The sequence below is a fragment of the Pseudonocardia nantongensis genome (assembly GCF_046546495.1).
In the GTDB taxonomy this organism is placed as follows: Bacteria; Actinomycetota; Actinomycetes; order Mycobacteriales; family Pseudonocardiaceae; genus Pseudonocardia; species Pseudonocardia nantongensis.
Genome location: NZ_JBKGXT010000023.1, coordinates 62,165 through 76,460 on the forward strand (window position 1 = coordinate 62,165; position 14,296 = coordinate 76,460).

The following is a 14,296-nucleotide window of genomic DNA, read 5'->3' on the forward strand; positions in this document are numbered from 1 at the left end:
AGACCGTGGGTGACAAACACGTCGTGCGGTTCGAGCCGGTCGGTATCGAGATCGAGGTCGACGAGGACCAGAACATCCTCCGGGCAGCCGCCGAGCAGGGCGTCCAGCTCATGCACGGCTGCAAGGAGGGACAGTGCTCGGCCTGCAAGTCCTTCGTCCTCGAGGGAGAGGACATCGAGTACGACAGCTACTCGACGTTCGCGCTCCCCGACTACGAGAAGGAGGAGGGGCAGACGCTCCTCTGCCGGGCACACGCCTACGAGGACCTCACGATCGAGCTCCTCAACTACGACGAGGAGATCATCCGGTCCGGTCTCCCGCTCACCAGGGGCACGGTCGAGGTGGTGTCGAACGAACCGGTCACCCACGACATGCGCCACCTCACGGTCAAGCTGGTGGAGCCGTCCGAGATCAAGTTTTTCCCGGGGCAGTACATGGACTTCGTCGTCCCGGGGACCGAGGAGACGCGCTCGTTCTCGATGGCCAACACCCCCAACCGGGACGGGGTCTTCGAGTTCGTCATCAAGATCTACCCGGACGGCCTGTTCTCCGAGTACCTGGACCGGAAGGTCCAGGTCGGGGACCGGCTGCAGGTCGAGGCGCCGTTCGGGACGTTCACCCTGCGGCAGAACCGGAACTCCCCGCTGATCTTCGTGGGCGGCGGCGCCGGCATGGCGCCGGTGCTGGGGCTGCTGCGGGCGATGGCCGAGGGCGGGGTCGAGCGGCGCGCGTCCTTCTACTACGGCGCGCGGACGGCGCGTGACCTCTGCTTCGAGAAGGAGATCGCCGCGCTCGCCCCGCAGCTCACCGGCTTCCGGTTCGTTCCAGCGCTGTCCGACACGGACGGCCTCGACAGCGCGGACTGGGACGGGGAGACCGGTCTGATCACCGACGTGGTCAGGAAGCACGAGTCGGATCTGAAGGGAGTCGATGCCTACGTCTGCGGTCCGCCGCCGATGGTCGACGCGGCGGTCGCGACGCTGACCCAGCTGGGTGTGAGCGAGCAGAACATCTTCTACGACAAGTTCACCACGACCGGTGAACAAGAAGGCGAGGACGGACAGTGACCACCACCGAGAGCAGCACGTCGTCCGGTTCGCAGCGCAGCGTTCCCAAGCCCGTCTTCACCGACGCGGAGGCCGGGGCACGGGAGTTCCCGGACTCGAGTGCGAGCGCGCGCCGCTACAACTACTTCAAGCCCGCCAAGCGCAAGCAGACCCACTACGAAGACGTCACGGTCGAGGTCCAGCCGGATCCTCGGCACTACCTCGCACAGGGCTGGATCTACGGGTTCGCCAACGGCGAGGGCGGCTACCCGCTGCACTGGACCAAGCTGAAGGCCTGGGGCGTCGACGAACCCGAGCCGGCCCGCGGCATCGGTACCGGCGCCATGCACGTCAAGGACTGGCCCGCGCACGGCTGGCACGAGTTCCGGGACCCCAACGAGGAGTGGGAGCAGTCCCTCTACCGGTACAACGCGAACGTCGTCCGCCAGCTCAACCAGAACATCGACAACGCCCGCAACTCCAAGGCGTTCGAGATGTGGAACCCGAACTGGTCCACGTTCGTCGAGCGCAACGTCGGCGCCTGGATGCACATCGAGCACGTCCTCGGCCTGTACGTCTTCGCGGCGAACGAGCGGTCGGCGCCGACCAACATGCACAACACCGCGCTCGCCGCGAACTCCACCCGCAAGATCCGGTTCGCGCAGGACCTGGCGCTCTACAACCTGACGCTCTCCGAGGAGATCGACGGGTTCGACGGCGCGGCACACCTGGACGCCTGGAACAACGCGCCGGAGTGGCAGGGCGCCCGCAGGTTCACCGAGGCCCTCACCGCCGTGCGGGACGACTGGGCCGAGGCGATCTTCACGGCGAACATCGTGTTCGAGCCGCTGATCGGTGAGCTGTTCCGGTCGAACCTCGTGATGCAGTCCGCGGCCACGAACGGCGACTTCGTCACCCCGACGGTGATGGGTGCCGGCGAGTACGACTTCGCCATGCGTGACCTGCGCTGGACGCTCGCCTGCTTCGGGCCGCTGGTCACCGACCGGGAGTTCGCCGACCACAACCGCGAGCTCATGAACGGCTGGCTGCGGACCTACGTGCCGCAGGCGCTCGAGGCCGCCCGCACGATGCAGCCGATGTGGTCCCAGTCCGACTCGAAGCCGCCGACGTTCGAGGACTCCCTCGACCGTGCGAAGAACCGGTTCGCCGGGATCTGCACCGATCTCGGTCTCGACGTCCCCGAGGAGCTGAAGCAGTGACCAGCACCGACTCTCCGTTCAAGCAGGACAACACCGCGTCGAACATGTGCGGCTTCACCCTGATGAACAACCAGGTGGGCGCCGTGATCGCGACCGTCATGGACCGTCAGGACAACGTGACCGTCACGCACCTGCCCTCGATGATCCGCATCGACGGCACGGGCATGTTCGAGCTCGACTACGCGGCGCTCGACGAGGAGGCCGGCGAGGAGGACGGCTGGTTCGACGCCGCCGAGTTCGAGGAGAACATGTCCACCCACTACGGGCGGATGGTGCACCTCGACGACAAGACGATCATGTTCGCCAACCCTGAGGACGCCGCCGAGTACATCGACTTCGACCTGGAGCCGGTGAACTGACGCCACCGGCGTTTCCCAGTACGAATCGCGTCGCGCCGCCCGGGACGACGACCCGGCGACGCCCCCCACCACGGGCCCGAGCCGGCTCGGGCGGTGCGACGCCGCTCGGACACGAGCACCGCGTTGATCCGCAACCGCGCACTGGACCAACTCTGTCTCCGGGAGGACTCCCACCATGGCCAAGGAACTCCGCTTCGGCGCCGAAGGCCGGCACCTGCTGCAGGCCGGTGTCGACCAGCTGGCCGAAGCCGTCAAGAGCACGCTCGGCCCGAAGGGCCGCAACGTCATCCTGGAGAAGATCACGGGCTCGCCCGAGGTCACGAACGACGGCGTCACCATCGCCCGCGAGATCCACCTGCGCGACCCGTTCGAGAACATGGGCGCCCAGATCGTCAAGGAAGCCGCGGTCAAGACCAACGACACGGTCGGCGACGGCACCACCACGGCCACCGTCATCGCCCAGGCGATCGTCCGTGAGGGCATGGCCGCGATCGGGCGCGGCGGCAACCCGGTACTGGTCAAGCGGGGCATCGACCTCGCCGTCGGGGCGCTGGTCGAGCACCTGCAGACCGTGGCGCACCCGGTGAGCACCGAGGAGGACTACGCCCGGGTCGCCGCGATCTCCGCGAACGACGACTGGACGATCGGCAACGTCGTGGCGAGGGCGCTGCACACCGTCGGCGACGACGGTGTCGTGACCATCGACGACGCCCCGGTCGGGGGTGTCTCGGTGTCCTTCGTGGAGGACTTCGAGTTCGAGAACGGTTACGTCTCGCCGTACATGGTGACCAACCCGGGCACGCTCGAGGCGATCGTCGAGAACCCCTACATCCTGTTCTCCGCGGGGAAGATCAAGGACGTCCAGCAGATCATGCCGGTGCTGGACCGGATCATGCGCAACGAGCGCCGCCCGCTGGTGATCGTCGCCGAGGCGGTCGAGGGCACCGCCCTGCAGATGCTCGTGCACAACCACGTCAACGGGCACTTCCAGGCCGTCGCGATCCAGGCGCCCGGGTTCGGGGAGAAGCGCATCCACCTGCTCGAGGACATGGCCGCGCTGTGCGGCGGCCAGGTGCACTCGAAGAGCTCCTCGTTCTCGCTGGAACAGATCGACATCGAGCACCTCGGCCGCGCCTCGCAGGTGCAGGTGACCAGCGACAGCACCACGATCATCGGGGGGCTGGGGGACAAGCAGAAGCTGGAGTACCGGCTCTCCCAGCTGCGCGCCGAGCTCGCCAGGGCCACCATCGGCACCGACGAGGACTTCTTCTCCGACCGCATCGCCCGGCTGTCCGGGAAGGCCGCGATCATCTCGGCCGGCGCGCCGACGAACGCCGAGGCCCGTGAGGTCCGGCACCGCGTCGACGACGCGCTGCAGGCCACCCGGGCCGCGGTCGCCGAGGGCATCGTCGCCGGCGGCGGCGCCGCGCTGCTGCACGCGGAGGCCGCACTGGACAGGATGGACGTCACCGGTGACTACCGGATCGGCGTGGAGATCGTCTGGCACGCGCTCAACGAGCCGGTGCACCTGATCGCCTCCAACGCCGGCTACGACGGCGACGAGGTGGTCAAGCAGGTCACCGCGAGTGCCGTCGACGAAGGGTTCGACGCCCTCGAGGGCCGCTACGGGAACATGATCGAGATGGGGATCATCGACCCGCTCCGGGTGGTCCGCTCCGCCCTGCAGAACGGTGCGTCGGTCGCCGGGCTGATCCTCACCACCAACTCGCTGGTGGCCGAGGAGCAGACGCCCTGGAACAAGGCACTGATGACGGAGTTCGGCGAGCTGGACGAGGGCATCCCGCAGCCCAGTCCGGACTCCAGCACGCCGCAGTCGCTGGGCATGGGCCCGTCGGTGGGCTGACCCGCCCGGCAGGTGGGACGGCGGATCGGCCCGGCCACGCCACGCGTGCGCCGGGCCGATCCGCGACAGAGCGAACGCAACGGCGGGTGGAGGACACAGTGGACGGCGGGCGGTTCGGCCGGGGGACCGGGCTCCCCCTCGTCGTGGACGCGCAGGTGCACGGCTGGGACGGTCGCCCGCACAACCAGGCCGGCCCGGCCGGCGAGCAGTTCGTCGCCGACCTGCACCACCGGCACCGGATGGTCGACCCGTCCCCGCGCCCGCTCCCCGACGACGCGTTCGGGCTGGTCACCCCGGATGCGCTGGCCGCGCACGTGCTGTCCGCTGTGGATCGGGCGGTGCTGGTGCCGGCGACCTTCTCCGACCTGTTCGTGCTCGGCTTCGCCGCGCCCGCCTGGCACGCCGAGCTGGCCGAGGAACATCCCGGACGGCTGGTCCTCTCCGGCGAGCTCGACCCGGCCGACCGGGCGCGGGCCCGCGGGATCGGCACCCAGGTCACGCGAGCCGGGTTCGGCGCCCTGACCGTGCTGCCCGCCCGCCGCCCGGAGACGGCGGTGTCGCTGCGCGGGTCCTGGTTGCGCCGCACCCTGATCCGGGCCGAGCAGGCGGGCGCGGGGGTGGTGCACCTCGGCGTCGCACCGACCGCACGGCCGCCGGTGGGCGCGCCGGACTGGGCGCACGCCGGTGTGGCCGAGGACGCCGGGCCGCGCCCGCGCTGGCCCGCATGGGCGGAGCCGGTGCGGGCCGGCTCCGCGCTCCCGGTCCGTACCCGGACCGCGGGCCCGCTGCCCGCCGGGTCGGTCGACGTCGCCGAGGTGCGGGAGCTGGCTGCCGCCCTGCCCCGGGTCCGGTTCGTGCTGGGCGCGGGCTCGGCGCCGACCGCCGCGCTCGTCCGGCTGGCCCGGTTGTCCAACGTGTACGTGCTGCTGACAGACCTGTTGATCGGGCTGCGCCGCAACCCGGAACCGGCCGCGGCCGCGCTCGGGGAGCTGCTCGCCGCGTTCGGTCCGGACCGGCTGATGTTCGGCAGCGGCTACCCGCTGGTGCGGCCGGCGCGGCTGATCCGGGAACTGATGACCTTCCGCTACCCGGACGCGTTGCGCGGGCGCTACCCCGAGCTGGACGACGACGTCCGCGAGGCGCTGCTCGGCGGCACGGCCGCGCGGCTGTACGGCCTGGATGTCCCGCAGGTGCCGCGCACCGTGCCGCGGCGGGCGCCGCGCCCGGTCGCGGCAGGGCGGGCGCCCCGGGTGCACTGAGCGTTCACCGGGGACGTTCCGAGCTACCTGCAGGGCCACCTGGCACCGGTCCCCGACGAGATCACCGTCCGGGACCTGCCGGTGACCGGTTCGTTGCCACCCGAGCTGATCGGGCGTTACCTGCGCAACGGACCCAACCCGCTACCGGGCCACGACCCCGGGCACTGGTTCGCCGGGGCCGGGATGCTGCACGGCATCCGGCTCCGCGACGGGCGCGCCGAGTGGTACCGCAACCGCTGGGTGGGTACCCGGCTCCTGGAGGGGAGCCCTACATCCGGCCGGACGGCACGTTCGACCTGGCCGTCGGCCCCGCCAACACGCACGTGGTCGAGCACGCCGGGCGGATCCTCGCGCTGGTCGAGAGCAGCTTCCCGTACGTCGTGCCCCCCGAGCTCGAGACCGTCGGCCCGGACGATTTCGGCGGCCGTCTCACGACCGCGATGACCGCGCACCCGAAGACCGACCCGGTCACCGGGGACCTGCACTTCTTCGGCTACGCCGTGCTGCCGCCCTACCTCGCCTATCACCGGCTCTCGGCCGGTGGCGAGCTCGTGACCAGCGCGGAGGTCGCCGTCGGGGCGCCGACGATGATGCACGACTTCGCGATCACCGATCGGCACACGGTGTTCCTCGACCTGCCGATGACCTTCCGGATGGCGGACGCGCAGCGGCCCGGCGCGGGCACCGCGTCTCGTCGGCGGTGTGGGGGATCGGCCTGATCGCCGAGGCGTTGCTGCGGCTGCCGCTGGTGTACCTGTTGCCGGTCCCGGTGGCGGTCGGGCTGTCCCAGGGCATGGCGATCGTGGTCCTGGCCGGGCTGGGGATCTGGAACGTCTGGTACGCCCGCCGGTTGCGCGGCGGGCCGCCGGAAGGGTGAGGACACTGGTCGGCTCCGCGGTCAGCGCTTCGGCGGGACAGGAGCTGCGGGACGAGCTGCTCCGGCTCCGGGGGTGAACCGGGCGGGATCCATCCGGACGATGTCGAAGCCGGTCCCGCCGTGCAGCGCCAGGTCCGCGGCGATCGAGCCGAAGACCGGTGCCATCTTGAACCCGTGACCGGAGAACCCGCACAGCACGATCACCTGCGGCGTGCCGGGCACCGGCCCGACGAGCGCCGTCCGGTCTGTCGTGTAGCCGTCCAGATGGACCTCGTGGCGGATCGGGGAGGGGTGCAGTCCCGGAAGGAACCGCTCGACCGAGTGTGTGACCGGGGCGAGCGCGTTCTCGGGGAGATCTCGGGTCAGCGCCCGAGCGTCCGGGAGCGGGGGCCACACGTCGGCGACCCCGGCCTTCACCGAGACACCGTCCATCACCGGGCAGCCGAACAGGTGGTGGCCGTCGGTGTCCCGGATGAACGCGGGGAAGACCTCCGGACGGTAGGCACGGGCGTCGATCGGCGCGAACCAGGTCAGGACGATCGGTTTGGGCGTCACCTCCGCGGACGGGACGAGCTCGCGGACCCACGGTCCCGTCGTCACCACGGCCCGGCGGGCCCGCCAGGTTCGCTCCGCGGTGACGACGGTGACGCCGTCGTTTTCGGGCTCGAGCGCCAGGACCGGCGTCCGCTCCAGCAGCCGGGCACCTGCCGCACGGGCGCGCTCGGCAGCGGTCAGCACGGCGAGCTCTGGCCGGAGCATCCCGCCCGCGGTGTCCAGGATCCCGATCTCCCCGGCGGCCGGAGCGTGCTGCGGGAACCGGTGGGCGAGCGCGTCCGGGTCGAGCGTCTCGTGCTCCAGGCCATGCTCCTCGACCGAGGCGCGGACGTTGCGCATCGGCTCGGTGTCCGGCAGGCCGATCGACAGACACCCCGTCGGGGTGAACAGCGGGCGCCCGGAGGTCCGGGTCAGCTCGACCCACATCTCACGGGCGCGGCGCAGCATCGGGACGTACTCGGAGCCTTCGTGGTAGGCGGCCCGGAACAGGCGCGACTCCCCGCCGGCGGCGCCGCGGTCGTGCGCTACGCCGTACTGCTCGAAGCCGATCACGTCGGCCCCGGCCTCGGCGAGCCGCCAGGCGGCCATCGAGCCCATCGTGCCGAGACCGACGACGGCGACATCGGCGTCGCGGGGGCGGTCCGCGCTCATGTGCTGCGCTCCGGGGTGGGGTCGGGTCTGCCGGCCCGGGTGCGGGTCCACCCGAACACGAAGGGCAGAACGAGTGCGACGAGCCCGGCGACCGTCCAGCCGACCGCCACCGTCCAACCCAGGCCGGCCAACACGAGCAGCGGCGCGACGGCGATGCTGCCGGTCTCGAGCGGTGCCACCGGGAGGTAGGCCAAGCCGAACTCCTCCAGGGTGCGACTGTCCAGATCGGGGTCGACCATGCGGAGCAGCGCGACCGACGTCGCGACGGCTCCGGTCGCCCAGCCCCAGGTGAACAGTGACTTCTCGAACCAGGCGCCGTGCATGACCGCCGGAGCGATCCAGCGGAACATCGCGAGGTTGACCGCGAGCGCGGCGAGGAACAGCAGGGTGAGCGGGAGCCAGTAGTCCGCGACCAGGCTGGGGGCGATCGACGCGATGCCGCAGACGATCAGAAGGTCGGTGCTCACCCCGGAGATGCTCTTGAGGGTGCGCTGGTCGCAGTACTGCCAGGCCGGGGTCCGACGTGCCAGTGCCTTGATGAGCAGGCCGGCCAGGAACGCGAGGACGAACACCGGCGCGGAGAACGACGGTACGAGCAGCTCGACGCCCTCGGCCGCGCCGTAACCGAGGACGGTGATCACCGCGACCAGGCAGACCTGCAGGCCCAGCGGCTCGATGGAGGAGGCCGAGGTCGTGGCGACACCGGTGGGCTCGCGGTCGCCAGGTGGTACGAGACCGGTGCGCAGGGTGGTGGGGAGCTCGTCGAACCGGCCGAGCCGACCGGTGTGCCCGCGCCGGGCACCCCAGTTCGCGATGGCGATCCCGCCGAGGACCCCTGCGAGCATGCCGACCGTGGCCGAGGTGAAGGCCAGCGAGCTCGCACCCTCCCAGCCGGCCTCGCCGAGCACCGAGCCGACTGCGGCGGCGGATCCGAAACCGCCCGCCCAGCCCGCGAACAGCAGGAGTCCGAACCCGTCCGGAGTGCCGAAGACCGGGACGAACAACGCGTAGGCCAGGACCATCCCGAGTCCGACCTGCAACGCGTACGTGGCGAAGGAGTACGCGGAGAATGCGGCGGTGGATCGGCCGAACCCGCGGGAACCAGGATCGTCGCCGAGGCCCAGGCACGCGAACACCACGGCGATCAGCACCGACGCGTAGGTTCCGAGCTGGTCGGAGAACGGTAGGACGCCGAGGACCTGGGGTCCGAGCAGCAGGCCGAGGAAGCCGGCGACGACGCTCGCCGGGAGCATCAGCCGCTGCGCGGACTCGACCCATCTCCTGACCAGCGTGCCGACGAGGAGCAGTCCGCCGATCATGCCGGCGTCGACCACCAGGAGCCAGGGTCCGTAGTCCATGCACACCTCCGTCCCGGACGGTCATAGCAACCGGGCCGGGGTGACCGGAAGGCCTGTGCCATATCGATCGGCGACGACGTCCTGCAGGACTCGCCACGGTCACGCTCTCCGGAGGCGCCGTCCTCGCGGGATGCGGGAGCCCGCAGGAGAGCGGCTCGGGGCGGGCGGCGACCCGGCACCGGCCGGTACCGGTATGGCCCGAGGCGTGATCGGCCCCCGGCTGGAGCAGATCTTCCCCGGGACGGGGGCGATGCCAGGCTGAGGAGGTGCCCCGTTCCCTGACCTCGCTCCCGTTCCGGCTGCTCCTGGTCGCCACCGCGCTCGGCTTCGGCGGATACGCCCTGCTGCTGCCGGTGGTGCCGCTGTGGGTCGCGCGCGGCGGCTCCGGGGAGTTCGGGGCCGGGCTCACCACCGGCGTGCTGATGGCGGTCACCGTCGGCACCCAGCTACTGGTGCCCGCGCTGCTGCGCCGGGTCGGGCACCGCCCGGTGCTCCTCGCCGGGTCGGTGCTGCTCGGACTGCCGACGCCGCTGCTGGCGCTGTCCGCCGATCTCGCGCCGGTGCTGGCGATCTCCGCGCTGCGCGGGGTCGGGTTCGGCCTGGCGACGGTGGCCGGCAGCGCGCTGGTGGCCGAGCTCGTGGAGCCGTCCGCGCACGGGCGGGCCTCGGCGCGCTACGGCTACGCCGTCGGCGTCCCGCAGCTGGCGTTCCTGCCGGCGGGCGTCGCCGTGGTCGACGTCCTCGGGTTCGAGGGGGTGTTCCTGGTCGCCGGGATCACGCCGGTGGCCGGCGCGCTGGTCGTGGCGTTCCTGCGGGGCCCGCACCGGGTGCGCACGGCTTCCCGACGGGCCGGCGGCACCGGCCCGGGCCCCGGCTCCGGGCCGGTCGAGGCGCGGGCGGCGGGCACCGGACACCCGCGGGAGCACCGGCGCAGGCTCCCGGCCGTCCCGGTGCTGGCCATGCTGACCTGCTCCACCGCGCAGGGCGGCGTGATCACCTTCGCCCCGCTGGTCGCGCCGGGCGCCCGGTTCGCGGTGCCGGCGGCGCTGTTCGCGACCGCACTCGGCGCGCTGGTCGGACGCGGTGTCGCCGGGGCGCGCACCGACCGGAGCGGGCGTCCCGGCGCCCTGCTGCCGGTCGGGACGCTGGTCGCCGCGGCCGGGATGCTCGGCGTGCTGGCCGCCCCGCTCGCCCCGGTGTTGCTGGTGCTGGCCGCGGCCGCGGTCGGGTTCGGGTTCGGGCTCGTGCAGAACGACGCGATGGTCACCCTGTTCGCCGCGGCCGGACCGCTGCACTACGGCGCGGCCAGCGCGGCGTGGAACATCGCCTACGACGCGGGAACCGGCCTCGGCGCCTCCGGTCTGGGCGCGATCGCCGAGCCGTTCGGTTTCGCGGCCGCCTTCGGCACGACGGCCGCCGTCCTGCTCGTCGCCACCCCGCTGCTGCGGCGCCGGCGACCGGTCGGGTAGCACCTCGCCCCGGCCGGCCCCCGCCCGCCGGAGCGGACACGGGACGGGGCAGGCCGGACACGGGACGGGCCCGGCACCGCCGAGGCGGTACCGGGCCCGTTCGCGTCGAGCAGGGGTCAGGATCCGTTGCGGATCCACTCCTCCAGGTGCGGGGCCTCGTCGCCGATCTTCGTCGAGTCGCCGTGGCCGGTGCGGACCTGGGTGTCGCCGGGCAGGGTCAGCAGCGTGGTCCGGATCGACTCGATGATCGTGTCGAAGCTCGAGTACGACCGCCCGGTCGCGCCCGGCCCGCCCTGGAACATGGTGTCGCCGGTGAACACGACGCCCAGCTCCGGTGCGTAGAGACAGGACGATCCCGGCGAGTGGCCCGGGGTCTGCAGCACCCGCAGGTCGACCCCACCCGCGGACAGCAGCTGGCCGTCGGCGAGCTCGCCGTCGGGCTTGCGGTCCGGCCAGGTCATGTCCCAGAGGACCATCTCGGCCGGGTTGAGCAGGATCGGCGCGTCGAACCGCTCGGCCAGGGCCGGGGCCTGGTTGACGTGGTCGTCGTGCGCGTGGGTGCACACGATCGCCTTGACCCGGCGGTCGCCGACCGCGGCGGCGACGGCGGTCGCGTCGTGCGCGGCGTCGATGATGAACACCTCGCGCTCGTCGCCGACGATCCAGACGTTGTTGTCGACGTCGAAGCTGCCGCCGTCGAGGTTGAACGTGCCCGAGGTGACGACGTGGTCGATCGGTGCCATCAGAAGATCACCACCGAACGCAGGACCTCGCCCTTGTGCATCTTGTCGAACGACTGCTCGACGCCGTCCAGGGAGACCTCGTCGGTGACGAACTTGTCCAGCGGGAACCGGCCCTGCAGGTACAGGTCGACGTACATCGGGAAGTCCCGGCTGGGCAGGCAGTCGCCGTACCAGGACGACTTCAGCGCCCCGCCCCGGCCGAAGAAGTCGATCAGCGGGATCTCCGGGACCTTCAGGTCCGGGGTGGGCACGCCGACCAGGACGAGGGTGCCGGCCAGGTCGCGGGCGTAGAACGCCTGCTCGTAGGTCTCCGGACGGCCGACCGCCTCGACGACGACGTCCGCGCCGTTGCCGTCGGTGTAGCCGCGGATCGCCTCGACCGTGTCCTCCTCCTTCGGGTTCACGACGTGCGTGGCGCCGAAGTCCTGGGCCCACTTCAGCTTCCGTGGGTCGGTGTCCACCGCGATGATCGTGGTGGCGCCGGCCAGCTTCGCCCCGGCGATCGCCGCGTCGCCGACGCCGCCGCAGCCGATCACCGCGATCGACTCGCCGCGGCCGATGCCACCGGTGTTCACCGCGGCGCCCAGCCCGGCCATCACGCCGCAGCCGAGCAGCCCGGCGACCTTGGCCGGTGCCTCCGGGTCGACCTTGGTGCACTGGCCGGCCGCGACGAGCGTCTTCTCGATGAACGCGCCGATGCCCAGTGCAGGCGACAGCGCGGTGCCGTCGGACAGGGTCATCGGCTGCGTCGCGTTGTGCGTGTCGAAGCAGTACTGGGGCTTGCCCTTCTTGCAGGCCCGGCACACCCCGCAGACCGCTCGCCAGTTCAGGACGACGTAGTCGCCCGGTTCCAGGTCGGTGACCCCGTCACCGATCGACTCGACGATGCCGGCCGCCTCGTGCCCGAGCAGGAACGGGAACTCGTCGTTGATGCCACCGTCGCGGTAGGCCAGGTCGGTGTGGCAGACCCCGCAGGCCTGGATCTTCACCACGGCCTCACCCGGACCGGGGTCCGGGACGGTGATCGTCTCGACCGTCACCGGATCGCCCTTGGCGCGGGCCACGACCCCGCGTACCTGCTGTGCCATGTCGTACCACTCCACTCGTCGACGAGGACGCATGCTCGGATCGCGACTCTGGCATGGGTTCGGGGCGATGTCTCGCCGGGCTCGGGATAAACATGTGTTACCCGCGAGTCACCCCGGTTGCGGCTCACCGTCCGGTGAGGTCTCCCCGTGGCGGTGGGTGGCCGGTACGGTCCCGATCGTGAGCGTCGGAACGGTTCCACCCCCGCCCGCACTGCAACTCGGAGCGGTCGCCGGCGCCGGTCGTCCCGGTGGTTCCCGGATCGCCTGCCCGCTGCCGGACGGCGGGTTGCTCGACGTGGGGTCGCTCGCCACCGCCCAGCGCGGCCCGAACCCCGAGCTGCTCACCGCCCCGAACCTGGACCGGCTGCTGGAGGCGGGGCGCGGCGCGTGGCGGGAGATCTGCGAGTGGCTCGCGACCTGGCGTGCCGACCCGGAGCGCAGCGCGTCGTACCGGTTGCCGGACGAGGGGCTGGTGCCGGTGCTGCCGTTCACCGTCGCCGACTACGTCGACTTCTACGCCTGCGAGCAGCACGCCCGGAACGCCGGGCTGATCTTCCGCCCGGACGCCGAGCCGCTCACGAAGAACTGGCGGCACATGCCGGTCGGCTACCACGGGCGGGCCGGGACGGTGCGGGTCAGCGGCGGCACCGTGACTCGGCCGTCCGGCCAACGTGGACCGGGCGACTTCGGGCCGAGCGGCCGGCTGGACCTGGAGGCCGAGCTCGGCTTCGTGCTCGGCGGTACGGCGCCCGGCCCGGTGACCGTGGACGCCGCCGCCGAGCACGTGTTCGGCGTCGTCCTGCTCAACGACTGGTCGGCCCGCGACATCCAGGGCTTCGAGACCCGGCCGCTGGGGCCGCACCTGGGCAAGTCGTTCGCCACCTCGATCTCGGCGTGGGTCACCCCGATCGAGGAGCTGGCCGCCGCCCGGGTCCCGGTGCCCGCGCACGACCCGGAGCCGCTGGGGTACCTGACCCCGGGTGGCCCGCACGGGGCGCGCGGGCTGGACCTGGAACTGACCGTGCACCTCAACGGGCACCGGATCGCCGACCCGCCGGCCGCGGACCTGTACTGGTCGCCCGAGCAGCTGGTCGCGCACCTGACGTCGAACGGCGCCGGCCTGCGGTCCGGCGACCTGCTCGGCTCGGGCACCGTCTCCGGACCGGAGCGCGACGGCTTCGGCTCGATGCTGGAACTGGCCTGGAACGGGGCCGACCCGGTCGTCCTGCCGGGGGGGACGCGCAGCTGGCTGGAGGACGGCGACGAGGTCGTGCTCTCCGCGACCGCGCCCGGCACCGGCGGCGGCCGGGTGTCGCTGGGGGAGGTGCGCGGCCGGATCCGGCCCGCCGCCTGAACGTCCGGTGTGGACACCGACGTCAGCGCCGCAGCGGGTCCGGGGCGCCGAGCGCGCGCTCGATCAGCGGCGGGATCTCCCGCTTGCCCGAGCCGTCGACGGCGATCACGACGTAGGTGGTGCGGGCCGAGCAGGTGACCGTGCCGTCGTCCCGGCGGACCTCGAAGTCCAGGTCGAAGCTGGTGGTGCCGAGCCGGGCGGTGGACACCGCGATCGCGACGTCCTCGCCCCACCCGATGCCGGACCGCCAGTCGATCTCGGAGCGCACCAGCTGGACGTCGTAGCCGGCGTCGAGCATCGATCGGTACGTGAGGAAGCGGGCCTCCAGGAACTCGGTCACCGCCTCGTCGAACCAGGCCAGGTACCAGGCGTTGAACACCACGCCCTGCGCGTCCACCTCGTGGTAGCGCACCCGCACCGGGAACTCGAAGGTCGCCATGGAGCGATACTAGG

The 14,296-nt window shown here is 72.0% G+C and carries 15 protein-coding genes; 10 read left to right on the plus strand and 5 right to left on the minus strand.

The features are described 5' to 3' along the window. Positions 1–5 precede the first annotated feature (5 nt). The 8 genes from ACLFMI_RS22160 to ACLFMI_RS22195 all read left to right on the plus strand — a co-directional run bounded on the left by ACLFMI_RS22160 (position 6) and on the right by ACLFMI_RS22195 (position 6,625). Complete coding sequence (locus ACLFMI_RS22160) at positions 6–1,067, plus strand: FAD-binding oxidoreductase (RefSeq protein ID WP_410949855.1); 1,062 nt, start codon at positions 6–8, stop codon at positions 1,065–1,067. Further along, positions 1,064–2,266, plus strand: a complete 1,203-nt coding sequence (locus tag ACLFMI_RS22165; RefSeq protein ID WP_410949856.1) for a ferritin family protein — start codon at positions 1,064–1,066, stop codon at positions 2,264–2,266. Before ACLFMI_RS22160 ends, ACLFMI_RS22165 begins: the two co-directional genes overlap by 4 nt. After that, a complete protein-coding gene (gene mimD / locus ACLFMI_RS22170) occupies positions 2,263–2,625 on the plus strand; it encodes a propane 2-monooxygenase effector subunit MimD (RefSeq protein ID WP_410949857.1) in 363 nt (120 codons plus the stop codon). Before ACLFMI_RS22165 ends, mimD begins: the two co-directional genes overlap by 4 nt. Positions 2,626–2,800: 175 nt before the next feature. Beyond that, complete coding sequence (groL, locus tag ACLFMI_RS22175; RefSeq protein ID WP_410949858.1) at positions 2,801–4,489, plus strand: chaperonin GroEL; 1,689 nt, start codon at positions 2,801–2,803, stop codon at positions 4,487–4,489. An 86-nt stretch (positions 4,490–4,575) separates the two neighbouring features. Next, positions 4,576–5,748, plus strand: a complete 1,173-nt coding sequence (locus tag ACLFMI_RS22180) for an amidohydrolase family protein (protein ID WP_410949859.1) — start codon at positions 4,576–4,578, stop codon at positions 5,746–5,748. 81 nt (positions 5,749–5,829) lie between these two features. After that, on the plus strand, positions 5,830–6,192 hold the full coding sequence (locus ACLFMI_RS22185) for a carotenoid oxygenase family protein (protein WP_410949860.1): 363 nt from the start codon (positions 5,830–5,832) through the stop codon (positions 6,190–6,192). Next, complete coding sequence (locus ACLFMI_RS22190; protein WP_410949893.1) at positions 6,102–6,467, plus strand: carotenoid oxygenase family protein; 366 nt, start codon at positions 6,102–6,104, stop codon at positions 6,465–6,467. The genes ACLFMI_RS22185 and ACLFMI_RS22190 overlap by 91 nt, the downstream gene beginning before the upstream one ends. Beyond that, positions 6,449–6,625: a hypothetical protein gene (locus ACLFMI_RS22195; RefSeq protein ID WP_410949861.1), complete on the plus strand. Its 177-nt coding sequence runs from the start codon at positions 6,449–6,451 to the stop codon at positions 6,623–6,625. The genes ACLFMI_RS22190 and ACLFMI_RS22195 overlap by 19 nt, the downstream gene beginning before the upstream one ends. A gap of 21 nt (positions 6,626–6,646) precedes the next feature. Here ACLFMI_RS22195 and solA read toward each other — a convergent pair whose 3' ends face one another. Beyond that, complete coding sequence (gene solA / locus ACLFMI_RS22200) at positions 6,647–7,831, minus strand: N-methyl-L-tryptophan oxidase (protein WP_410949862.1); 1,185 nt, start codon at positions 7,829–7,831, stop codon at positions 6,647–6,649. Further along, positions 7,828–9,189: a sodium/glutamate symporter gene (locus ACLFMI_RS22205; RefSeq protein ID WP_410949863.1), complete on the minus strand. Its 1,362-nt coding sequence runs from the start codon at positions 9,187–9,189 to the stop codon at positions 7,828–7,830. Before ACLFMI_RS22205 ends, solA begins: the two co-directional genes overlap by 4 nt. Before the next feature lie 266 nt (positions 9,190–9,455). On the opposite strand from ACLFMI_RS22205, the gene ACLFMI_RS22210 reads away from it, so the two are divergent. Further along, positions 9,456–10,658: an MFS transporter gene (locus ACLFMI_RS22210; protein WP_410949864.1), complete on the plus strand. Its 1,203-nt coding sequence runs from the start codon at positions 9,456–9,458 to the stop codon at positions 10,656–10,658. Between the two features lie 116 nt (positions 10,659–10,774). On the opposite strand, the gene ACLFMI_RS22215 is transcribed toward ACLFMI_RS22210, so the two are convergent. Together ACLFMI_RS22215 and ACLFMI_RS22220 are read right to left on the minus strand one after the other, a co-directional pair. Then, a complete protein-coding gene (locus tag ACLFMI_RS22215) occupies positions 10,775–11,401 on the minus strand; it encodes an MBL fold metallo-hydrolase (RefSeq protein WP_410949865.1) in 627 nt (208 codons plus the stop codon). Then, the gene (locus ACLFMI_RS22220) at positions 11,401–12,489 is read right to left on the minus strand and encodes an S-(hydroxymethyl)mycothiol dehydrogenase (RefSeq protein ID WP_410949866.1); all 1,089 of its coding nucleotides are present in this window, start codon (positions 12,487–12,489) and stop codon (positions 11,401–11,403) included. Before ACLFMI_RS22220 ends, ACLFMI_RS22215 begins: the two co-directional genes overlap by 1 nt. A gap of 178 nt (positions 12,490–12,667) precedes the next feature. On the opposite strand from ACLFMI_RS22220, the gene ACLFMI_RS22225 reads away from it, so the two are divergent. Next, positions 12,668–13,843: a fumarylacetoacetate hydrolase family protein gene (locus ACLFMI_RS22225; RefSeq protein WP_410949867.1), complete on the plus strand. Its 1,176-nt coding sequence runs from the start codon at positions 12,668–12,670 to the stop codon at positions 13,841–13,843. A gap of 22 nt (positions 13,844–13,865) precedes the next feature. On the opposite strand, the gene ACLFMI_RS22230 is transcribed toward ACLFMI_RS22225, so the two are convergent. Beyond that, positions 13,866–14,282 (minus strand): acyl-CoA thioesterase, encoded by a 417-nt coding sequence (locus ACLFMI_RS22230; protein WP_410949868.1) that lies wholly within the window; start codon positions 14,280–14,282, stop codon positions 13,866–13,868. Positions 14,283–14,296 lie beyond the last annotated feature (14 nt).